General features: G+C 68.2%; 14 protein-coding genes and 1 pseudogene. 3 read left to right on the forward strand and 12 right to left on the reverse strand.

The features are described 5' to 3' along the window. Nucleotides 1-141 precede the first annotated feature (141 nt). From NT8_RS28305 to NT8_RS03345, 11 genes are all read right to left on the reverse strand, one after another. Complete coding sequence (locus NT8_RS28305; protein WP_084468603.1) at nucleotides 142-333, reverse strand: DUF397 domain-containing protein; 192 nt, start codon at nucleotides 331-333, stop codon at nucleotides 142-144. Nucleotides 334-522: 189 nt separating this feature from the next. Then, nucleotides 523-1,401 carry a helix-turn-helix domain-containing protein gene (locus NT8_RS03300; RefSeq protein ID WP_084468604.1) on the reverse strand — a complete coding sequence of 293 codons (879 nt, stop codon included), beginning with the start codon at nucleotides 1,399-1,401 and terminating at the stop codon, nucleotides 523-525. Nucleotides 1,402-2,786: 1,385 nt separating this feature from the next. Then, a complete protein-coding gene (locus NT8_RS03305) occupies nucleotides 2,787-3,839 on the reverse strand; it encodes a C40 family peptidase (RefSeq protein WP_067964096.1) in 1,053 nt (350 codons plus the stop codon). 47 nt (nucleotides 3,840-3,886) lie between these two features. Then, nucleotides 3,887-4,705, reverse strand: coding sequence for a replication-relaxation family protein (locus NT8_RS03310; protein WP_067964098.1), 819 nt, complete (start codon nucleotides 4,703-4,705; stop codon nucleotides 3,887-3,889). A 17-nt stretch (nucleotides 4,706-4,722) separates the two neighbouring features. Next, a complete protein-coding gene (locus NT8_RS31175) occupies nucleotides 4,723-7,047 on the reverse strand; it encodes a type IV secretory system conjugative DNA transfer family protein (RefSeq protein WP_281203374.1) in 2,325 nt (774 codons plus the stop codon). Next, nucleotides 7,044-8,840, reverse strand: coding sequence for a VirB4 family type IV secretion system protein (locus NT8_RS03320; protein WP_281203375.1), 1,797 nt, complete (start codon nucleotides 8,838-8,840; stop codon nucleotides 7,044-7,046). Before NT8_RS03320 ends, NT8_RS31175 begins: the two co-directional genes overlap by 4 nt. Then, a complete protein-coding gene (locus tag NT8_RS03325; protein ID WP_067964101.1) occupies nucleotides 8,837-9,748 on the reverse strand; it encodes a PrgI family protein in 912 nt (303 codons plus the stop codon). Before NT8_RS03325 ends, NT8_RS03320 begins: the two co-directional genes overlap by 4 nt. A gap of 2 nt (nucleotides 9,749-9,750) precedes the next feature. After that, on the reverse strand, nucleotides 9,751-11,601 hold the full coding sequence (locus NT8_RS03330; RefSeq protein ID WP_067964103.1) for a hypothetical protein: 1,851 nt from the start codon (nucleotides 11,599-11,601) through the stop codon (nucleotides 9,751-9,753). A gap of 2 nt (nucleotides 11,602-11,603) precedes the next feature. Further along, nucleotides 11,604-12,002, reverse strand: a complete 399-nt coding sequence (locus NT8_RS03335; protein WP_245646013.1) for a pilin — start codon at nucleotides 12,000-12,002, stop codon at nucleotides 11,604-11,606. A gap of 169 nt (nucleotides 12,003-12,171) precedes the next feature. Next, entirely contained in the window at nucleotides 12,172-12,987 is an 816-nt protein-coding gene (locus NT8_RS03340) for a hypothetical protein (RefSeq protein ID WP_067964105.1), read from the reverse strand. 406 nt (nucleotides 12,988-13,393) lie between these two features. After that, nucleotides 13,394-13,675 (reverse strand): hypothetical protein, encoded by a 282-nt coding sequence (locus NT8_RS03345; RefSeq protein ID WP_067964157.1) that lies wholly within the window; start codon nucleotides 13,673-13,675, stop codon nucleotides 13,394-13,396. 447 nt (nucleotides 13,676-14,122) lie between these two features. On the opposite strand from NT8_RS03345, the pseudogene NT8_RS31525 reads away from it, so the two are divergent. Then, nucleotides 14,123-14,209, forward strand: a pseudogene (locus NT8_RS31525) (IS5/IS1182 family transposase); the annotation flags it as partial. Nucleotides 14,210-14,478: 269 nt separating this feature from the next. Here NT8_RS31525 and NT8_RS03350 read toward each other — a convergent pair. Continuing rightward, the gene (locus NT8_RS03350) at nucleotides 14,479-17,322 is read right to left on the reverse strand and encodes an N-6 DNA methylase (RefSeq protein ID WP_169805185.1); all 2,844 of its coding nucleotides are present in this window, start codon (nucleotides 17,320-17,322) and stop codon (nucleotides 14,479-14,481) included. Between the two features lie 711 nt (nucleotides 17,323-18,033). Here NT8_RS03350 and NT8_RS03355 point away from each other — a divergent pair. Together NT8_RS03355 and NT8_RS03360 are read left to right on the forward strand one after the other, a co-directional pair. Further along, nucleotides 18,034-19,626: a site-specific DNA-methyltransferase gene (locus tag NT8_RS03355; RefSeq protein WP_169805186.1), complete on the forward strand. Its 1,593-nt coding sequence runs from the start codon at nucleotides 18,034-18,036 to the stop codon at nucleotides 19,624-19,626. Further along, nucleotides 19,623-22,046, forward strand: a complete 2,424-nt coding sequence (locus NT8_RS03360; protein ID WP_067964111.1) for a DEAD/DEAH box helicase — start codon at nucleotides 19,623-19,625, stop codon at nucleotides 22,044-22,046. The genes NT8_RS03355 and NT8_RS03360 overlap by 4 nt, the downstream gene beginning before the upstream one ends. Nucleotides 22,047-22,611 lie beyond the last annotated feature (565 nt).

Here is a 22,611-nt window from a genome sequence, read left to right on the forward strand (position 1 = left end):
TGCACACTCGTCGTGATCCCAGCCGCTCGCCCGACCGCCAGACGATGAGCACATTGAGGCCTTGACGACCGAAGGCCCCGGCCGGATCATCCGGCCGGGGCCTCTGCATGCTTATCTCCACGCGCGCGGGGAGGAATACGACTATACGCGAGAGTTCACCAACGCAACGAAGCCCGCCCATTCGGTTTCCGAGAAGCAGAGCACGGGTCCGCTCCTATTCTTCGAGTCGCGCATGAGTGTCCGCCTGTCATGGAGCGCGAACTCTACACAGTCTGCGCTGTGTGTATATGAGCTGGTCCGCCAGTTGGGAGCGGAGAGGGACACATCGCTCATCTCGATCCTTTTCTGCAGCGGGGTCGACGGCTGACCAATCGAGCCCGTTGATCAGCGCTTCGAACAGCCTGCCGTGGGGGCCAGCGGACTGAACTGCCGATCATTCTAGAGCCGAGACAACAGATGCACCAGGCGATGTCCGACTCCCGCCGTTGTCATCCTCAGGATAAGCGAGCCGCGAACATCCCGTCATTTCCCCTTTGGCCGCAAATCTTCCAGGACCTGCTTCAGCTTGGCCCGCGAGCGACCACAATCGAGCGCGTGATTCTCGATCAGGTCACCGAAGACTTGCTGGCATGCAGCCACAGACTTCGGATCGAAGGTGATCTCGCACGTCCTGCGAGACTCCATGTAAAGCACGTCCTCGAGGTCTCCATGAAACCCGAGGATAGTGAACGGCCCCTTGAGGCCACCATGAAATCCGCTACCGAAAGGTATGACGTGCAGGCTTATGTTTGGCTCTTCCGAGATGCTGATCAGGTGTTCTATCTGCTCCAGCATGAGGTGGAGCTTCTGTTCACCTCCGACCCATCGGTGGATCACCGCCTCGTCTAGTACGTACACCTCTTCGGGAGGGTTGCTGCGTTCACGAATTTTCCCCTGCCGGGCCATCCGGATGTCGACCACCGACTTAGAGCGATCGGGCGCCCATAGCCGCGCAACCTCCTCGGCATAGGGGCGCGTCTGCAGCAATCCAGGTATGACCGCGGTTTGAGAGTGCTTTATGGTGGCTGCCCCTGCTTCGTATCCGACGTACCGCAAGTACCCTTCAGACACATCTTCACGATACTTATCCCACCATGCCCTTGTTTTAGATAGAGTCGCCAGCTCTTTGAGGTTTCGACCGATTTTGTCCTCATCTGCACCGTACAGATGAAGAAGGGCCATGAGGTCGGCCTTCTTGATCCCCTGCTTGCCGCTCTCCAGCCGCATGACCTTCGCATGCGACCAGTCGAGGCCATGCGCGACGGCCTCCTGAGTCATTCCATAGCTTCTGCGAAGTTTGACGAGTTCCCGGGTCAGAAGTGCGCGCTGTATCACAGGTCCGTACTCGGATGCTGATTCCATCGCCTGTACCCCTTCCCATCGGTAACCTTGGCATATGGAACCTTACAACGAGTTGGGCCGCAGTATGCTGACACCGTCGGAACCTCCCTTACTTCCAAGAAGAGGCTTGGGAGAATGATGCCCTAGCATGCGACATGGCAGCCCGTCAGATCGAACTGCGCGAAAAGCAAGAAGCCCCACGAATCCACCAGATCGATCAGATTGGGACACATGGGGCGCGACAGAGAGGCAACGCGCAGGAAGCTGACGTCAGGCCCGTGGCGTCGCGACGGTATTATCGCTTGTCCGATACGCCGTGCGAGTGGCACATAATCAAGTCCGGCGACGCAGAAGATCACCGAACCGGCCTTCATGAGGCCGTTCCCCTCCGGCCGGGGGGAACAGTCGGGCGCAATGCCCCATCATGAAGGAGGCAATGTGAAAAAATACGTTAGAAGGCGGTACGTTGGCCGCCACCGAAAGGAGGAAGCGCCCGCCAAGAATCACGGTTGGATCTGCCTGGTCCCCGCGCTCACATACCCAGCCAAGGCCATAATCGCCACCGCTGCGTGGGACGCCCTGTCAGCCGCATGGGAGGTTCTCAAAACGATATGGGACGGACTCCGAGAGGGCCTTTAACAGCCCCCCCGGAGCCCATCTAGCGGGAGTCGCGTTAGTCTCGCAAACGGGCGCGGCTCCCGCCGTTTTCCGCGTCGACAAAAGGGATACACCCAGTTCAGTCGACGCCCGTTCACTTTAGCTCGGACCCAAGCGCTATAGCCGAGGAAGTGGTGCCTCAACCACGGGGACGTTACCCCCGGCCGCGTCTCGGGACATGCGCAAACTTCGCGTACGGGAATCGAGAACCCAAGTACGGCTAGACATATGCGGACAAAGCTCAGATATCGTACCAAAAAGTATCTGTTGGTGGGTTACAGCATCCTGGCCGACGTGGTTGTAGTTTAGGCCGGTCGACAACCAGCGCAAACTGCGGCCCGGAAACCGCGTGTGGACGGTGGGCGCCGACGCGGCAGGCTGCTGGACCCCGGCTTTTCGGACTCACGGCCTTAGCGAGACCGGTAAGCAGAGACGGTGGGAGCGGCGCCTCCTTCGGACCGCTCAGGGGGTGGAACGCCATGCGCCGTCAGACCTGTACGACCATGAGCTGGGGGGATTCCGCAGCAACGTCGGCCGGCACATTGCAGAGCGATCCACTCCTCAGGCTCCACCGGGAGGCCGGCGTGCACGGCGTCATGCTCCGGAGGCGCGCCGCCTACCGGCCCAGTAGGTGCCTCAGAGGCCAATACCATCCCCCGGCGACAAGCCACAATCGAAATGTCTTCGCCGACTATGCGTCCCTACATCCGGGACAGAGACACACCCTGCTCGAGAGGTGCCAACGAGGGTCAAGTCGGTCGAACAGCCCCCATGAACAAGGGGCCGTAGAAGTCGCCGACCACGGGTTCGGTGCGGATGGTCTTGCCGGTGGAGGGGGCGTTCACCATCCGGCCTTCGCCGATGTACATGGTGACGTGGGTGGGGGCCGGGCCGGGGGCGTACTGGCTGGTGTCGTAGAAGAGCAGGTCGCCGGGTTGCAGGTCGTCCAGGGCGACGGGGGTCCCGGCGCGGTACTGGTCGGTGGTGACCCGGGGGATGGTGACGCCGGCCTCCTGCCAGGCCCGCATGACAAGCCCGGAGCAGTCGAATCCGCCGGGGCCCGTTCCGCCCCACACGTAGGGTTTGCCGACCTGCTTCAGCGCCCACTCCACGGCTGTCCGGCCCTGGCGGCTCCCCGCCTTCCCCGATGCGGCGGCGAGGCCCGAGGCAGTGTAGGCGTCGATGTGGTGGATGACCTCGTCCACGTAGGCGTGGGAGCGGTTGTATCGGTACAGGGCGGCGCGCAGCTGCGCGCGGTCGGTGAAGTCGACGGTGTGGTCGGCGTCGCTCAAGCACAGCAGGACCGCGGTGGACAGGGCGGCGTCGTAGGCGTTGTGGGGGTCGGCCCGGCCGTCGCCGTTGGCGTCGGTGCCGTAGGCGGCCCAGGTGGCGGGCAGGTGCTGGGTGGGGCCGACGGCGCGGTCGTAGTGGGTGTCGTGGTCGAGTTCGCCGCCGTCGGTGTCGAAGTGCGGGGTGGTGTTGCCGCCGGCGCCGCTGCCGTCGAGGCGGGGGCCGATGATGGGCGGGACGATGTCGCCGTTGCGCTTGATGGTGCTTCCGTGGGCGTGGTGGGATTCCACGCGGCCGATGCCGGCGAGGACGGCCCAGGTCATCCCCGTGCAGTCCGGGTGCAGAAGCGCGAGACGGCCGGGAGCGCGCGCGTAGGCGTCGAGAAGGACGTCGGGGATGCCGGGGACGTTGGCGGGGACGCCGCCGCGTGACAGGGAGCCGGTGGCCATGGCGGTCAGCAGCACCGGCAGCAGTAGGAACCCGGCGGTCAGTGCGACGGCGGTCTTGAGCACGGGTGAGCGCTTCCTCGGAGGGGTTTCGGCCGCCGGGCGGCGGCGGTTCAGGTCGCGAGGTCGGCGAGGCGCTTTCGGGTGTCGTCCCGGGTGCCGCGCCAGACGGTGCGGGCGGGGCCGGGGCCGTCGAGGAGCGCATGGGTGCTGAGGTGGATGGGGACCTCGGCGGTGTGGTGGGCGTCGAGCGTCCGGGCGAGGTTGCGTTCGCGGGTGTGCCCGGGGGCCACGAACAGGAGCCGGGAAGGCAGTCCGGTAGCGGATGCGAGATCGGCGTAGCCCGCGATCTTGTCCTCGACGCGGGCGAGGGTCTCGGTGCCGTTGTCGTATTCGAGGAAGGCGTCGAGGACCACACCGTTCTGCTTCCACCGCAGGTAGGCATCGGGGCGGATGTAGCGGCCCCAGCGGCGGGCGGACTCGGTCTCGCCCCGCCACCTCTGGAGTTCGGCGCCGGGGGTGGTACGGGCGGCGTGGGCGAAGGCGACGTAGCAGCCGGTCAGGCCGACGATGTGGCGCAGGCGGCTGGAGGCGGCGACGCCGATCGCGGTCGCGTAGGTGTAGCCGAGGTCCTTGACGGTGGTGCCGTGGTGCTGGGCCAGGACGTGGGCGCCGGCGGGGGCCAGGACCCAGTGGGCGGGGGCGCTGCCGGTGGCCGCGAGAGGGCGGAAGCGCACGATGGCGTGCAGCCGGTGCAGCAGGAGGAGCCGCCTGCGGGCGTTGCGGGCGTGGGGCCCGCTGAACAGCAGGCGCCCGACCTGGGTGGTGGTCATGACGCGGTGGGTGTGCAGGGCCTGGAGCAGGACGCGGTCGCGGTCGGTGAGTCGGGCGGCCAGGGCCGCGACGGCGGCCGGGTGCGGGGTGCGCTGCACGCTGGTGTCTCCCTCGGTCAGCGGTCGTCGTGGATGAGGCCGGTTGCGGGCGAGGAGGGGGCGTGCCTGCGGGCGGCGGTGCGGACCTGGGTGGCGCGGCCGGGGATGAGCGGGGCGAGCGGCCGGGTGCGCAGGGTGGCGGCGGGTTGCTCCTTGGCTCCGACGAGGGGACGCACGGCGGCCTGGTACGCGCCCAGGTGCGTGAGGTCGTAGGCGCGCAGCGAGGGCAGGGTGTGGTCTTCGAGCTGGGCCGCGTCGTCCGGCGAGCAGGTGAAGTAGATCTTGGTGCGGGCGTTCGCCGACAGCGCCTTGCGCAGGTCGCCCGGGAGCTGGCCGAGTTCCTGGTGGGCCAGGGTGAGGCCGAGGTGGTAGCCGCGGGCCTCGGCGAGCATGTCGGCGAGGCTGCCCGGCATGTTGAGGAAGTTGTGGCACTCGTCGATGTAGGCGGCCACGTCCGCCCGCCGCTGCTCCTGCTGGTGGACGCGGGCGGTGACGGTCTGCCACGTCGCGGCCAGGGCGAAGGAGCCGATGAGCGAGCTGGTGTCCTCGCCGAGGCGGCCCTTGGGCAGGCGCATCAGCACGAGGCCGCCGGTGTCGAACAGCTCGGCCAGGTCGATGGTGGAGGGCCCGGAGGCGATCACCTGGCGGACCCAGGGGCGCAGCAGCGCGGTGCGCAGCTTGTTGAGGACGGGGCCGGTGGCGGCGGAGCGCGCGGAAAGGCTCAGGCCGCTGTACCAATTCCAGAAGTCGTTCAGGGCCTCGTCCCGCCGGCATCCCGCGGTGAGGCGGCGGCGGAGGTCGTCGTCGGTGAGGAGCCGGGGGATGTGGCCGAGGGTGAGGTGGGGATCCCGGGCGCGGGTGAGGGTGAGGGTGGCGGCGCGCAGGATGTCGTCGGTGCGCGGCCCCCACCACTGGGCGTAGATGCGGTGGAAGATGCCGGTGACGGTGTCGCTGGTGACGTCGGGGTCGCCGCCGTGCAGCAGGTTCAACCGCGGCGGCGGGGCGTTGTCGTCGGGGTCGAACAGGACCACCCGGTCGACGGCCTGCTCCGGCAGGCGGGCCAGGACGTCGCTGATCAGGTCGCCGCGCGGGTCGATCACCAGCGCGGCGCGGCCGGCCTGGGCGTCTTGGAGGACGAGGTTGGCGAGCAGCGTGGACTTCCCGGAGCCGGTCTTGCCCAGAACGTGGGTGTGCTGGCGGGACTCGGCCACACCGACGGCGATGCCGCGCGCCGCCCCGGTGTCGGCTTCACCGAGAAGCCGGGTGTGCTCTCCACCGGAAGGGATGGTTGGCGAGGGAGCGATTCGTCGGGCTCCCGCGCGAGCAAGCCCCGGAACGCACGTGTCGGTGGGCAGGTGGGCGACGGCGGCGAGTTCGGGCACCGACAGCAGGTAGCCGCGGGCGAGGTAGCGGTGGCGCGCCCACAGCCGGGGCTTCCACATCCGGACGCGGCGCAGGTGGTTGGTGCCGGAGCTGAAGGCCGCGAAGGCGCCGGCGACGCCGGCGGCGCGTCCGCGCAGCCGTTCGCGGGCCTGCTCGGTGCCGGTACCGGTGCTGAGGAGGTAGCTGATGTGGCAGGCCAGTCGGGGGGAGGCCGCCTTGGTCAGGATCTGGCGGATGTTGTCGCCGGCGTCGGGCCACGTGTGGCCCGGGGTGCGGGCGGGCTGGGGGGCGAGGGCGTCGAGCAGCAGGGCGGCGCTGCCGGTGGAACGGCGGATGTGGGCGGCGGCCTGGCGGGCGCGGGCGGTGCGTCGCCCGGTGGCGGGCCGGGCGCACACGCGCACGCTCACCTGCTGGTCGGGGTCCAGGTCGGTGACCGCGCCCAGCAGCGCGCGCAGCGGGTCGTCGGTGAAGCGGGTGCGCAGCGGGTACTCGTCGCCGCGGGCCAGGCGCAGCCACCCCCCGGTCTGTGCCGCACCGGTCTCCAAGGACGGAGCGTCGGGCCTGGTGCGGGTGGTGGCGCCCGGCCAGGCGGCGGCGACGGCCCGTTCCACCACGCCGGGCGGGACCGCGCCGGGAACCCAGATGTGGACCCGGATACCGGCGGCGGTGGCGGTGTACTCCCACGCCAGGTGCGGTTGGTCGAAGGGGCGGCGCCAGCGGGGCCTGAGCAGGCCGATGGTGTGGGTCCAGAAGGCGTGCGCGGAGTCGAGGGTGGCCTCGGGCGGCGCCAGGATCTCCACCAGGCGGGCGTCGCGGTGCAGGCGGCGATGGCGCAGCAGGCGGACCCCGAGGACGCCGACCACGTACCCGATCGCGGTGAGTGCGGCGGCGGTCAGCACCGGTTCCCAGAGCCCGGCGAGCACCTGCCCCGGGACGGCGGTCGGCCACGGTCCGTTCACCGCTCCGGCCCGTCGAAGAGCGCTTCCTCGCCGTCGGGGCCGCCGGCGTGGCGGTGGAGGGCGGCGAGTTGGGCGGGGTCGGAGGTAATGAGCGCGTCCTCCTGCGGGGAGGCCAGGGCGCGGAAGCCGACCCGCTGGTTCCCGGCGAGCAGGAGGGCTTCACCGCGTTGGGCGGTGGAGACGATCTGGCGTTCGCCGTGGGAGAGCTGGAAGGCGTCGGTGACGGCGTCCAGGTTCTGCGGGGCCTGCCTCAAGAGGATCTGGGTGGCGGCGTTGGCGGCTATGGAGCGCCCCAGGTCGGTGGCGAGGACGTCGCCGACGTCCTGGGTGACCAAGGTGAGTCCGGCCCAGTGCTTGCGGGCGGCTTTGGCGAACCGGTAGAGGTACTTCGCCCCCACCGGGTTCTGCAGGAGCAGCCACCCCTCGTCCACCGTGATCATGCGCGGGCGGCGCTGGGCCGGGTCGGTGATGGTGCGCCACAGGGCGTCCAGGGCGAGCAGCAGTCCGGCGGTCTTGACCTCGTCGGGCAGGTGGCGCAGGCACACCACGCTGAGGTGGCCGTCGAAGCGGCCGGTGGTGGGGCCGTCGAACAGGTCGGCGTGGGAGCCGGTGACGTAAGGGGCGAGCTTGGCCGCCAGCTCTCGCCCTTCCTTGTCGGTATCGGCGTCCAGGGCGGTGGCGAGGTCGGCCAGCAACGGCGGGGTGCGGTTCCAGGTACGGGGGTCGCGGGTGATGCCGACGGCGGCGTAGGCGGTGAGGATGGCCCGGTCCAGGGCGCCGGTCTCGTGGGGGGTCAACGCGCCGACCATGGCCGCGATCAGGGTGTGCAGGAACAGGGCCCGGTGGGTGAACGCCTGGGCGTCGCCGTCGGCGGGCAGGTCGAGGGGGTTGATCCGGCCCTCCGGCGTGCCGAGCGGGATGCGGACGCCTCCCACGGCTTCGGCCAGGCGCGCGTACTCGTCTTCGGGGTCGATGACCGCGACGTCGACGCCCGCCATGAGGGAGCGCAGGATCTCCAGTTTGGCCAGGTAGGACTTGCCCGCCCCGGAGCGGGCGAGGATCACGGCGTTGTGGTTGTCCAGGCCGCCGCAGAACCGGTCCCACAGCACCAGGCCGGTCGAGTGGGTGTTGGCGCCGTAGACGACCGCGGTCTCGCCCAGTTCCGCGTCGAGTTCGGGGGAGGTGAAGGGCAGGGCGGCGGCGATGGCGTCGGTGTCCATGGTGCGGCCCATGGCCAGGGTGTCGGTTCCCAGCGGGAGGGTGGCGATCCAGCCCTGGAGGCTGCGGAACGTCGCCGGTGCGGTGTCGACCAGCATGGACGACGCCAGCGCTCGGACGTAGGCGAGCTCAGTGTCCAGGGCGGCGGGGTCGGGGGCGTGGACGGTGAGGTAGAAGGCGAGGCGGAAGAGTCGGGAGCACCCGGTGGCGATGCGTTCGGCGAGGTCGCCGGCGTCGGCGGTCGCGGCGGTCTGGAGGGGGTCCTCCACCCGGCCGCGGGTGGCGTCCAGGCGCCACGCCGATTCCAGGCGGGCGCGGCGCTTGCGCAGGCGGGAGGCGGCGATCCCGGCGGGCACGGGCAGGATGTGCAGGGCGGCGTCCATGCGCCCGGGGTAGTGCAGCAGCGGTTCCGCCCACCCGGCGTGGACGTCGCGGGGATATCCGGTGACGATGAGCGTCTGGCACACCCCGCCCTCGACGGACAGGCGCCTCGCGCCGATCTCCACGGCCGGGCCGCCCAGCTCCGTCGACTCCCCCTTCGCGGGCTTCCACAGGCGGTGCACGGGTCGCCTCACCCCTCTTCCGGGGCCGTGTCGGCGGGCGTGCTGTAGGCGGGGGCGAAGCAGGAGCGGATGACCTGCTCGCAGGTCTCCCGGTCGCAGACGTCGGCGCGGATGCCGATCCCGCCCAGGGCCGCGGCCAGGGTGTCCGCCGCGCGGATCGCACCGGCCGCGGAACGCGCACCGCGCGCGCCGGTGGTCACCACGACCAGGACGCGGCGCTGGGTGAGTTCCCGGTGGTCCTGGAGCTCGTCCAGGAAGTCCGCGTGGTCGAGGGCGGCCTCCTCCAGGCCGGGGTGGGGCAGGCGGGGGGCGTCGGCGCGGAGTCGCCGGGTGAGAGGGGCGAGGTCGAAGGCGCGGCCTTGGACGATGATCTGCACGGGGTCGCTCAGCGAGTCGAGGACCGCGGCGAAGGCGGTGATCATGGAGTCCTGTTCGCGGCCGGAGGCCAGGTGGAAGTTCACCGTGGAGCAGGCGATGATCGCCGCGTGGCGCTCCCCGAGGTCGATGGCGCCCTCGTCGGTGATCGCCGAAGCGGGCAGCCGCAGCGGATGCAGCCGTGGCCCGCGAGGGGCCTTGGGCGCCCACCACGGGATGTCCGGCAGCCCGTCGGGGGCGCCCACCCGGCGCTTTCCCGAGCCCGCCCACCGCAGAGCGGACCAGGCGAGGCGGTCGATGCCGGTGCCGTCGCGCTGGGCGAGGGCGACCACCAGCGCCACGGCGGCGACCGGGACCGTGCACCCGGCCAGCACCGCCGGCTCGACGGTGTCCTTGAGCAGGAGGAAGCCGGCCCACAGGGCGAGCAGCACCGGGGTCAGGATGAGGAGCTGGCGTCCGCTCAGCCCGAAGGCGAGGGGTTCGGGCCGGTCGATGTCGGCGGGGATGCGGGCCCGCCACTGCGAAGCCTCGTCGGCTGCGACCACGGTCAGTCCTTCCTGCGCGGTTTCCGGGTGGAGGTGGTGAAGGGCAGGCCGCGTTGCACCCAGTGCTTCCTGGGGTTGGGGAACAGGCTCCGCTGCCCTTTCAGCCGCGGCGGTGCCGTGGGCGGTGGCGCGTCGAAGACCTCACCGAGGCGCTGGCCCCGGGGCCGACCGGGGTGGCGCTGGGGTGGCGGGGTGGGCAGGACGCCTTGGCGCCACCGCTGCGCCACCGGCTGCTGCTGGGCCGGGCCGGGCGGGGTGATGGGGCGGAACAGCTCCTGCTGCTCACCGCGCGGTCGGCGGGGGAACCGGCCGTCGCCGAGCGACGGACGGGGCGGAGTCCCCGGGTGGGGGCGGGGCGGCGGTGGGTCGCCTGGGTCGGGGGCAGCGGGCAGCGCGCGGGGTCCGGTGATCTGGCGCCTCGCCGAGGTGGGCACCGCCCCGGGAACGGGCGGTTCGGAGCGATGCCGGTACCACCAGATGTTGGGCTGCAGCGGCTGCACCCCGGTGCCCGGGGCAGCGCCCACGGCGGCGCGGGGGCGCCCGCCCACACCGGTCGGTCGTAGCCGGGTGAGGGTGGCCCGCGCGCCGGGGCGCCGGGCGGCTGAACCCATGTGGACCGGTTCGCCGCCGCGCAACCGCAGCCCCTTGATGCCCCGGTACAGCAGCATCATCGCCACCGTCCGCCCCAGCCCCACGATCGGCGAGGCCCCCAGGCGCGGCGACCACACCAGTTTCCAGATCCAGAACGGTATGCGGATCTGCAGGTAGAGCATCACCAGGAACAGGATCAGGCTGTAGAACACCCCGCCGGTCCCTGTGGCGCCCTGCGCGGTGGCGACCATCAGGCGCGAGGCCACCATCGCCGAAGGGCCCACCGCCGCGCCCGGAACCGGGCCGGCTCCGGCCTCCAGGCCCTCGAAGCTGCCGAAGTAGGTGAACTGGCCTTCGAAGAACAGCCGCATGAACGCGATGAAGGCGATCGACTGGCAGATCGGCACCGCGCACAGCCCGACCATCGACCGCCACCACAGCTCCGCCAGCCGGTTGGTGGCGGGCACGGCGTGGAACATCAGCAGCAGCGGCGCGGCGATCACCAGCACGATCGACAACACGATGCGCACCATGTCCATCACCGCCCACACCACCAGAAGGACCACGGCGGCCACCAGCAGCAGCAGGATGAACACCACCGCTTCCATCAGCAGCACGTCCATACGCTCGTGCAGGTTGCGCGCCGCCTCCTCGGGATTGACGCCGTCGGAGGCCACGGCGGCGGAGACGCCGTTGGCCGCGGTGAACATCTCCTCCACGATCCACAGGGAGAAGTTGGAGGCGGCGAAGGCGAACACGATCCGGCCCAGCACCTCGCCGGCGCCGGAGCGTTTCTGCCACGTCTCCTGGCCCATCACCACGGCGCCGCCGATCATGACCAGCAGCACGAACAGGGTGTTGGAGGTGATGAGGACCCCGCGCCACAGCTCTTCGACGCCATCGGTGGGCATGGGGACGCGGAACGCCTGCTTCGCCAGCCATCCGAACAGCGGGTTCAGCGCGTCGGAGACCAGGTCGTGGAACCAGTTGGAGACGTGGCAGGACACCTCCAGCATCCCGCAGTCCAGCGGGCCGCCCTCGGCCTCCTCGGCAGGCTCCGGCTCCGGTTGGTCCTCCGGGTCGGGAGGTGGCGGTCCCGGGGACGGGTCGGGCTCGGGGAACTCGGGTTCGGGTTCGGGCGGTGGGGGCGGGGAGGGTTCGGGTCCCGGTTCGATCGGGCCCGGCTGCGGCGGCTCGGGCTCCGGCGGCCGCGGGGCCGGGCCGGGCTGCACGTCGGGCTCGGGGAGGGCGGGCAGCGGCATGCTCACTTCCCCGCGCCTTTGACGATGTAATCCAGAACCACCATCAGCGCCGTGGCCAGGATCGCGATGCCGTAGCCCACGGCTGCGCCGCCCAGCGCCTTCTTCGCCCGGTCGATCTCGCTGGGGTCGCCGCCGGCCAGCATCCACCGCAGTCCCCCGACGGTAAGCAGCAGCGTCGCGAACGCCGAAGCCAAGGCGATGATGACGTTGCGCAGGCGCTCCACCACCTCTTCGAGGTCCGCGGTGGACTGGCCCGCCGGGTCTTCGCCTTGGGCCCAGGCGGCCTCCCCCAGCCCGGCGGCCACCCAGCCCGCGGCGGCGATACCGGCCACGGCCGCGACCACGGCGGCCCGCCGCCGCGCCTCCGGCTTCGGGTCCGCCCGCCCGTTCTCCACCGCCACGCCCCACCCCCGCTCTCGCCGTGCCGTCCAGGTGAGTTCCGGGGCCGCGCCGCTCGTGCAGCGGGCGGGCTTCCCCCTCTCGGCATTCGGGTGACAACCGACCGATCCCGTCAGGGCGAGTGACGAGTGGTCCCCCGTCGACCGCGGAGCGGCCCCGGAACTCAACCCCCTATGAAGCCCGCCCCAGCCCCGGGTGCGACACCGGCTCCTCGGAAGGCTGCAAGCCGACCACCTCGGCGCTTGTTGGCGAGTCCTGGGCGTCAGCGGAGCCGGCTGCGGTCACCCGGCCTTCACGCACGGCCCGGGCCAACCGGGACTCGGCGCGTTCCCGCCGCTTGGCCGCGGTCTTGTAGGCGACCCCGAGGTCGGTGGCGATGCGGTGCAGCTCGGCGCCGTCCAGCCGGGACGCGCCGATCAGCTCCGCCTCGGACGCGCTGAGCACGCCCTGGTGGACCGCGTCGGCCAGGACCATGTCGGGGTGGCCCCACGGGCGGCGCGACATCCGCGCCTCCGGGACCTCCGCGCAGGGCTCGGGGCGCTCCGCCTCTCGGCGGCGGGCCTTCAGGCCGGCGCGCTGGGCCCGGCACCGCAGGTAGAACGCCAGGCGCGCGTAGGCCGGGTTGATCGTGCGCACGGCCTCCATGAACCCGATGAGGATCTCCGCCTCCACCTCCTCGACCCCCGAGGTACCGAGCCCACGGGTGGTCCGGGAGGCGACCGAACGCAGCCCCGGCATCCCCAACCCGATCGCCCCGACCATCCACTCCTGCGACACCCGCGCCGAGGCGAGCACCCGCCGCCACACCCCGTCGCGCACCGCGTGCGGCGTCGCACGGTGCATCAGCACATCGCGCAGCTCCAGCAGGCTGAACTCCCGGTCCGCCAACCACCCATCGGCCTCCCGCCCCTGCATGCGAAGCGCCTCCGGTGCCAGCCGCAGGAACTCCCGCTCGGCCGAGCGCAGCGGCGACGACATCTCCCCCATCGCAGACTCCCCCTCGTGGTGACGTCGAACGTTCGTCGACGCCGACCACGGAAGACGGGCCCGCTATCACCGAGCAGACGGGCGGCTGCCGCGCGACGACCCGAGAGCGGTCACACGGCTGACACGAAGCAACCGACCGCCGCCCGCGAAGAACCAGATATTCGCGTCGGCACCGCCGCCGCTGACAGCCTCATGACCACCCCCGTGTCAGCCCCGAGCACACCCGATGAGCTGCAAGAACACCCCAGGACCGCTGGCCGCGCACCACGCAGAAGCACCTCACTGCCACCGTCCCGCCATCCAGCTCGCTGAGACGCCCGGGGAAGAAACCCGAAAAGTGCTGGAGAAAAGCAAAGGGGGCGGGCCCCCGCCCGCCCCACATGCTGCTCCGCTACCCCCGTTAGCCTCAGGCCGCCACCGCGCGCCCCACCTCAACCTCCGCCGAAGCGACCTCGGCGAGCAGCCGCGACGCCGCCCCCACCGGATCACCCGCCGCCCAGACCACCTCCCGGCCATCCCGGCCGCGCCAGGTGAACGCCCCACCCCAGCACCACACCGTCACCCCGCCGGGCAGCGACAGCACCGACACCTTCGCATGCACCGCCCCGTACACCCGGACCAGCCCGCGACGCCGCAACTCCGCGAACAACGCCTGCGCCGACCCCACCGGATCGGACGGCCCAGCCATCTCCCGCCGAAGGGCAGACGACGCCCGCCCCGTCGAAGCCGCCCGCCACCCTCCCATCGCGTCGGCGGCACCGCGCTGCGTCGGAACGGCCGCCACAACCGACCCCGCACCCCTGCGACGTCGCCCGCCGGCGCTGTAGGCACCCGCCGCCCCGCTAACGCCCCACGCCCCCGCCGACCGCGTCTCTGCCACCCGCATGACGTCCCCCGTCCTGCCCAGCGCCGCCGAACGCAGCGCGACCAGAACCATCAACCCGCAGGTCAACGAGAACCTTCAACCCCTCGCTCAAAAAACCTTCGGTCATTGTGGCCGCCAAACCTTAGACAGCGAAGACCCGGCCGCAGCGCCGCCACATGCATCATCATTGGGCCCTTCCCAGTCTGGCCGCTGGACAGGCCAGTTGGACTGGCAGACAGGTGATTTCCCTGGTGAATGTGTCCCCGAGCTGAGAAGGCTGTCAACCGGTCTCACGCCAGGATCCGGGCCCTGGTCGATCAAGACGTCGCCACCGTCAAGTCCTGGCGACCCCTCCGCTAGCTGCGGTGCCCGGACCCTCGCGTCACAAGCCTCGTTAGGACCATCTTGACCTCCCGTTAGGCCACCTCAGGCCCATGAAAGAGAAGGCTCGCTGACAATCAGCCACGACTCTAAGGTCGCTATCTGAGCCGCGGAGGGAAGTTGCCGCTGGCGGTGCGGCAACCCTCGTGAAGCACTGCCGCCCCAGCAGCCTCACGAAGACTCGCCACCGGAGCGCCACCAGACAACAACTGTTGTACAAAGCGCTTCCTTCAGACGTGTTCCGTCTACTGGGATTCGTCATTGGCGGCCGTCTCGCCGGAAGCCAGGGCAGCAGCGAGAGCGGCGGTGGGTGGAGCGTTCTCGGTCCGCTCCGGTTCAGCTGCTTCGTGGTAAGCAACGAATCGCACACCTCCAGATTGGAGGCGGTTGTAGTAGTAGCAGCCGCTGTACGAGCCGAACGCTGCAGGGTGCATCACGATAAGCGGTGCGAGGGGGAGCGCACGGCCAGCTTCTCGTGAGAGGAGGTACAGTCCGCTTTCCTCCATGGCCATGTTGATCGGGATTTGCTCCTGCCTGAAGGGAGTGTTAGGCCCCATGGCTAGTTCCACCTCATGGTGAAATACCCTGTTTCTAATCCGTGCGGCGCCGGCACGTACGAGAGCAAAGTCGTGCCAGCCGGCACCGATCAGGCTGCGCAGGGTGTGGACGTGACCGGTCAGGATGACGAGCTGCTCCTTGAGTGAAGCGTCGGTTGTCGTACCTGAGTGGCCTTTCCAGACATTTCGCTGTTGGTTCACCTCCCCGAACAGCTTGGTGAGATCGGCGCTGAGGAGGGTGTCCAGGAAATCTGGTGGCGCATCAGCAAAGGCGGCTCGTGCTCGTGCCTGCTCGTCGGTGTCGGTTCCGGTCAATGCGGTGCAATATCTCTTGTTGAGCCGTTGCAGGATTATGTTCCAGACACCGAGGCCGGCGTGCTCGGGTTTGAGTCCCACGGAGCTAAATTGCTTGGCGAGTTCGGGAAGTTCCTGCTCAATCCGTGAACGGTCCTGGAGTAGGGCTGACACGCTCACGGTGGCGTGGAATTGGATGGTGGCTTCCCAGAAGTGGAACATCTGAGCACTGCGGGCGTGCAGGTTGATATCACCTTTGGACTCGTATGTCCAGAGGGCACTGGCCATGGGGAAGGGCAGATTGATCGCCCATTGAGCGAGATCTGCTGACGGAACAAGGCCGCTGGCTTCGCGGTAGATGTCGGATCGCTTTTTGGGTTCGTTCCAGAGCTCTCGGTGGGAGGCGCCCAGGTGACGGCGGGCTGCGACAAGCGCCCGTTCCGCGCGGGCCATTTCCCTCTGGACGGGGAGGTCTGGCAGGACGACGAGGAGATCGTCAGCCATGCGCCAAGCCTGCGTGAGGCTGACGGCGCGGGGGCTGACATAGCTGTCGCCTCCGGAGCCGACAGCTGTCGAGCGCAGGTTCCTGCCGAGAGGGGAATTGAGCCACCCTGCCAGGTATTCGCCGTCCGTGTACGCGCTCCTGGGCCGAATCACGAGCACCCGGTTGTTGGGAGCGACTTCGCCAGGGTCCCCGGCCACCGCGTCCAGGTGCGGCTCGATGGGGACGACAACAGCCTGCTCCCCGGTGACGGCCGACAGCATGGCGGCTCGCCCGGCGGCCTTGGCCGAGGGAATGTAGCAGAAGTGCTCGGTGAGCTCGGTGAGACGGGCGGTCTTCCAGCCGAGCTGAGTGAGTGCTCGCAGCGCACGCGGAGTTCGGTCTGTGGCGAAGACGCGCTCCACGTCGAACCGTGCGAACGGTGGTCTGGCCACCTCCGTCACGGTCGGTGACACAGTGGCGTACCGAGTGTCGCGCCAGGCTTCGGTGGTGGAGGTCGCCGGCACGAACTTGGTCAGACGCGGAACATCGCCCGGCTCGCACCTGCTGGTGACCGCGGTGGCGTGATGGGTGACGTTGACCTGCCGAAACGACAAATCCCTTGCTGCGGCTGTTCGGCTGTAGGTCGTCGGGCCCGCATGCCTCAGGCTGCGGGACAGCTCATTGAGAGCTGCCTCGCTGATCGTGCGGCGTTCGAGTCGACGGCCGTCCCCCTCCTGATACAAACCGCGGAGATCGATGAACTGCACCTTGTGTCGACGTGCCGCAGGCTTCCGGTTGGAAAAGACCAAGGCATACAGCCGAACTTCGGTGTTGGTGCTGAGCCCTTCGGGCAGCACGACCACGGCGTCTAAAAGATCCTGATCGAGCAGCCATGCACGGATGGCGCTGCCACCCGCGTCGTACAGCGTTCCGGTGGTGGTGAACATGATGCCCCGGCCGCCGCCGTCCGCCGGATCCCGAAGCTTACTGACCATAATCTGGGCGAACAGGAGCGAAGCGTCGTCGAGCTGTGGAAGCCCGGCGGGGTAGCGGCCTTCCGGTCGGGCGGCGGCCTCGGCTGCGCATTCCTCGTAGCTTCCCCGCCAGGACCGGTTGTACGGAATCTCGGCCACCGCGTAGTCGAATCGGCGGTCGGGGAAGGCGTCCTGTGCGAGCGAGTCAGCATGGCTGAACCTGGAATCGGCACCCAGGAAGAAAGCGTGGGCACGGGCACGCTGGACAGGCGCCGCGTTGATGTCCTGGCCGTTGACGGTGACAGCCGTTCCGGTCTGGTCGGCCAGCGCCTGCGCCGCGTCCAGCGCCAGGGTGGCAAAGCCGCACGCCGGATCGTAGAGACGTACCGCCTCCGTTCGGCTCTCGTGCGCGTCCGCGGTAAGGGCGGTTTTGGCAACCTCGACGAGCGAGGCCGACGTGGTGAACTCGCGGTGGCCCGAGGACAGGTCGGGACGGAGCAGGAGACGGGCATAGCGACGCAGCTGGGTCGGCGTGTAGTTGTTCAGTTCCTGTTGCTCACCGTCCAGCAGTGAGTCCAACTCAGGGGTTCTGTGTCGTGCATACTCCGCGGAACGCTGAAGGTCGTCGAGTTCTGGTGCAGGCAGGCTCGTGGTCCGGGTTCGCCATTCGACAGCGTTCCACAGCAGCGCGTCGGCCATGCCGCCGTGATGCGGGTGTCCCCGGAGCGAATCCAGAAGATGCCACAGGCGCTGTTCGACCGTCCGTTGCTCGTTCGCCATGCGGAGCCCCCTGGGTGGTCGAGTGCGTCCCCGACTGACCGGGGGCTGCCCTCTGACCGTGAACGTCGGCATTCAGCATAGGGGAATAAACCTACTAGCGGTTGCTGCGACCTTGACAAATGCGTCGAACAGGGCGGGTTGGACACTGAGCCTTTTCCATCATCGGTCTGATCTGGGCCAAATGCAGGGACGGGACGGCTCGGACAAGGCGTAGTGCCATAGCAGACGTCTTCGGGCAACCTCGGCGCCGGCGTGGTGAGTGAGGTGATGGCGGTCGTGGTTGGTGAGCAAGTCGTGCACGGACTACTGGCAACGGCGGGGTGGGCGGTGATCAGGCGGGCGGCGGCCAGGTCCTCCAGCGCGTCCTTGGCATCGTTGGCGTCGATCCGGTTAGGGCGGCGGCCGCGGTGGAGATGTCGGAGCCGGGGGTTGAGTCCCAACGGGGCAAACTCGGGTCCGGTCGGGGGTGAGGCGCTGGAGCGACAAGCCGAAGACCGCCTCCACCGTGCGTTCGCCATCGTCTAAGCAGTCCAGGCGCCGACCGTGGTCGCCAGGCGACGCGCCAGCTAGGTCGGGGGCCTACTGGCCAGCCCGCAGCACCGGCGACTCGAGACCGCCCGTCGCTGTCGGCGGCGGCCGGTACCTTTGCAGTGAGCGTTGTGGTCCGCGTCTGCATCGCGGGCCGATCGAGGTGCATGGGAGTGGTCGCGGGTGACGAGTGGGCGCCTGACCCTGTCGTGGGTCGGCAGGGATGAGGCCCTGTGGATCACGGCGGACGGCGGATACGAATGGGTTTCACGGCAAGACCCACGGGTTACCGAAGTGCGACTATTGCAGGAAACCGGCAAGGCTGGCGATGTGAGCGGCACCGCGGCGGACAACCTTTTCATTCACGGCGACAGCTATGATGCCCTGCACGCTCTTGTTCGTAACCCAGAGTACGGTCATCAATACCGTGGCAAGGTAAAACTCGTCTACATCGATCCGCCATTCAACACGGGCCAGGCTTTCCAGCACTACGACGATGCGCTCGAGCATTCTGTCTGGCTCACGATGATGCGTGACCGACTTCTGCTTATCCGTGACCTTCTTGCACCTGGCGGATCGGTCTGGGTGCATCTGGACGATGCTGAGATGGCGTACTGCCGTGTTCTCATGGACGAGATCTTCGGGCGTGGCAACTTTGTCGGGACTGTCGTCTGGCAGAAGATCCACGCTCGCAACAACTCCGCCCAGCATCTCTCCTCGGTGCATGACTACCTCCTCGTCTACGCCCGCTCCAAGAGCGATCTCGTGCTCAACAAAATCGATCGCACCGAGCTGAGCGACCAGGAGTTCTGGAACCCGGACAACGACCCTCGTGGCCCCTGGCGCAGGTCGGACCTCACGGCCTCCCACGCATACGAGGACGGCCGCTACGAGGTGGTCGGCCCACACGGCGATGTGTTTTCCCCGCGAGGCAACCGTTGGTGGTCGTGCTCAAGGGAGACATTCGACGCACTGCGTGAGGATAACCGGATCTGGTGGGGGAAGACTGGGCGCACTTTCCCGTTCCGAAAGCGTTTCCAGTCGGAACTGGGTGGCCTCGTGCCAACCACTTTCTGGACCCACGATGAGGTCGGCGACAACCGCCAGGCGAAGACCGAGGTGACCAAGCTCTTCGACCGGTCGCGGATCTTCTCAACCCCGAAGCCTGAGGCGCTCTTGAAGCGCGTTATCCAGATCGCCACTGACCCGGGCGACGTTGTCGTCGATGTGTTCGCCGGCTCGGGCACGACCGCTGCCGTAGCTCACAAGATGGGACGTCGTTGGGTGACTGCCGAGATCCTTGAAGAGACGGCTGAGACCTTCACCCGTCCCCGTTTGGAGAAGGTCGTCGCCGGCGACGACCTGGGAGGCATCACGAAGACCGTTGGTTGGGAAGGCGGAGGCGGCTTCAGGAGCCTCAAGGCATCGCCGTCCGCGTTTGATTTCGCTGATGGCCGAGTCTTTCTCGCGGATTGGGTTGAAGGCGAAGACTTTGCTGCCGTCGTCGCAGCCCAGTTGGGCTTCATGTACGACAGCGCCGACGGTGGGCCGTTCTGCGGCACGAAGGGACGTGCTCGGCTGGCGGTTGTCGACGGGGTTGTGGACGAGGTTGTGGCCCGAGGCGTTATTGGGAGATTGGACGAGGGAGAACGAGCGGTGATCGTCGGCAGGGGCGCCACGCCGGAAGCTCAGAGTCTCATTGCCGAGTTGAGCCCAGGGTCCAAGGTGCTTAAGGCGCCTCGCGACCTGGTGCGTCGCGGAAAGGCTGTGCGATGACCTGGATCGACTATGACTCCTCGCTCGTGGACGACATCGCGGCGAGGTTGGACCTTCGGGCACCCAATGCGTCGGCCGTTCGTGCGGTTGCAGAAGCGATCGCGGACGGGGACGGCCGCGAAGTGGTGTGTGACCTGGCGACGGGCGTCGGTAAGACATACATCCTTGCCGGCCTGGTGGACTACCTGGCAGCACAGGGAGTTCGGAACATCCTGGTCGTCACGCCCGGCACGACGATCCAAGATAAGACGGTTGCCAACTTCACTCCCGGGCACGCGAAGTTTGTGAACGGTAGTGACGTCGAGCCGTTGGTGATCACCTCGGAGAACTTCTCGCGAGGGCAGGTGGGCGACGCCCTGCACGACGACACGGTCACTAAGCTATTCGTCTTCAATGTGCAGCAGTTGATCCGGCCCAGCGACAAGACGTCTAGACGGGTCCGGGCCCAAGACGAGTTCATCGGCACGGGTCTCTACCAGCACCTTCAGCAGGTAGAGGACCTCGTCGTCATCGCGGACGAGCACCACGTCTACAGCTCAAGGGCCAAGTCGTTTAAGCAAGCCATCGAGGACCTGGGCGCGCGGGCAGTCGTCGGGCTCACCGCAACACCTGCACCAGGTGTCAAGCCGATCTTCCAGTACTCCCTCGCCGAGGCCATTGCCGACGGCTTCGTGAAGATCCCTGTGATCGTCTACCGCCCGGATGGCCGGAAAAACGAGAGCACAATCCTTGCCGACGCTTGCCACCTGCTGCGGATAAAGGACGCCGCCTGGACTTCCTGGGCAGAAACACAGGGCAGGACCCCGGTGCACCCTGTGCTGTTCGTGGTATGTCGAGACATCCCCGATGCCGAGCGTGTCGCGAACAGGCTGACAGCCGACGACATGTTTCCCGACGAGGGGCAGGTGCTCACCATCACCTCGCAGTCGAGCGACACCGCACTGCGGGCCCTGGCTGAGGTGGAAGAGGCCGACTCGCCGGTTCGCGTCGTGGTCTCAGTGAACAAGCTGAAGGAGGGCTGGGACGTCAAGAACATCGGCGTCATCGTCGGCCTGCGCGCTCTCGCGTCGGAGACCCTGACGGAACAGGTCCTCGGCCGAGGGCTGCGTTTGCCTTACGGTCGCCGGGTTGGTACCCCCATGGTGGACACGGTTGACCTTGTTGCCCACGAGTCCTACCGGCAGTTGCTGGCCAATAAGGACGCGCTGCTGCAGCAGGTTCTGCCCGCTGATGGCGGTGATCTGGACAAGGACCGTCCGCAGCCGGCCCCTGTTGCGAACCACCCGAGCGGCGGCGATGGACAGCAGATCCTGACCTTTACGTCCCATCCGCGTGTCATCGGTGACGACTTGGTGGACGGCTCTCCGTTGCTCCACGTGGAGTCGTTTGACGCGGCCATGGCGCAAGGCGAGCGTGACACGAAGGCCGTTGCAACGCTTCGTACCAAGGTCCCCGGCGCGCCGACGATCCGCTTCCCCAGGCGTGAGCGGGAAATACTTCCTGTGCGTTTCTCCTTCAGCTACATCGACAACGCGGCCGCGCGGTCTGAAGGTGCCGCGTATAAGCACGAGTTCAAGGTCCCGTTGGTGCGACAGGCGGTCGACGCCCAGCGCGGCATGGACAGCAAGGTGGACACGTTTGTAACGGCAGCCGAATCGGTTGACGCCACCCAGAAGTTTATTTCAATCTCCGAACTCCGCAACGATCTTTTCGATCGAATCTGGAACAGCGATCACGTGGAGGAGACCCTTGCGGAATCCCGAGCGGCCGATCGTGTTGTCCGCGAGTTCTTGGCGGGAGCCGGCGTCACCGCGGAAAATCAGGAACACGAGTGGAGTGAACTGCGTGCCGCCCAGGCAGCCGCTGCCCTCGGTAAGTTGGTCAAGACCGCCTACGACAACCGTAAGTCTCAGCCCACTTACGCCTTCCGTCCGGTGAACGTCCCGACTGTACCCCCACCGCCCATGCCCTCAAACATCGTCAGTAAGTGGGCAGATTTCCGTAAGGACTTTTGGTACGAGGGCTGGGAGCACTCGGTCGAACCGGTTGCCTCCTTCGACGCCGGCAGCACCGAGTACGCCCTGGCGCACCTGTTCGACGCGAGCCCCAGCGTCCAGTGGTGGCTGCGCAACTACGACCCGGGGCCCATCTGGATCGAGCGGGACAACGGGAAGAAGTACTATCCGGACTTCATCGTCCTCGACACCGAGGGAACGTACTGGGTCGTGGAGGGCAAGGCCAACGACCGAGCGAACGATTCCGAGGTGCTGGAGAAGCGGCGAGCTGCCGAGGATTGGGCGCGCTTCGTCCGGGATCATGGCGAGTTCGGCACGTGGCGGTACATCTTCGCGACCGAGAAGATCATCAAAGATGCCAAGGGATCGTGGGAGTCTCTGATCGCGTTGGCCAAGCCGGAATGATCGGCCCTGCTGCGAGAGGGGCAGAGCGCACCGGACGGGCTTCCTGAGAGGGTGCGTTCTCTCTCGATGTCCCCCAACCCATGGATCCCTATCAGGGTGCGACCACAATTGGTCACGCAGTGCTTTCAGATATAGGGCTGGCTTCGGCGTTACTTGCAGCCGCGCTACTGCCAGCCTCCCTGGTCCGAGCCGCCCCCTCGTGTGACGCCGACGCCCATCTTCCCGCGTCCGCGGCAACGCCGGCCGGATGCCCAAGCGCCAGCCTCCGGGTCCACACCCTCCCACCGCAGCCCCAGCGCCCCCCTACGCCCAGGCCGATGCCGAGCGTCACCCCCCACAGCGAGACAACCGGTCGCCTGTCGCCACCGCGAACGGACCGTCAAGCGCAGGGACGTGGTCACGCTGCTTCCCGGCATAGCGATCCGCCCGCTCCCCGTAGGGGCCACCGCAGCTTGCCCGTCCTCGGCATAGCCCACAAACACGGCGCGGCCGTTGGACAGCTGCATCCTCTCGGGTCGACGTGCGGAACCACACGGCTTCAGTCGGCATCGCGGAAAGCGCCGCC

It is taken from the genome of Nocardiopsis trehalosi NBRC 14201 (genome assembly GCF_001552555.1).
GTDB classification, from domain to species: Bacteria; Actinomycetota; Actinomycetes; order Streptosporangiales; family Streptosporangiaceae; genus Nocardiopsis_B; species Nocardiopsis_B trehalosi.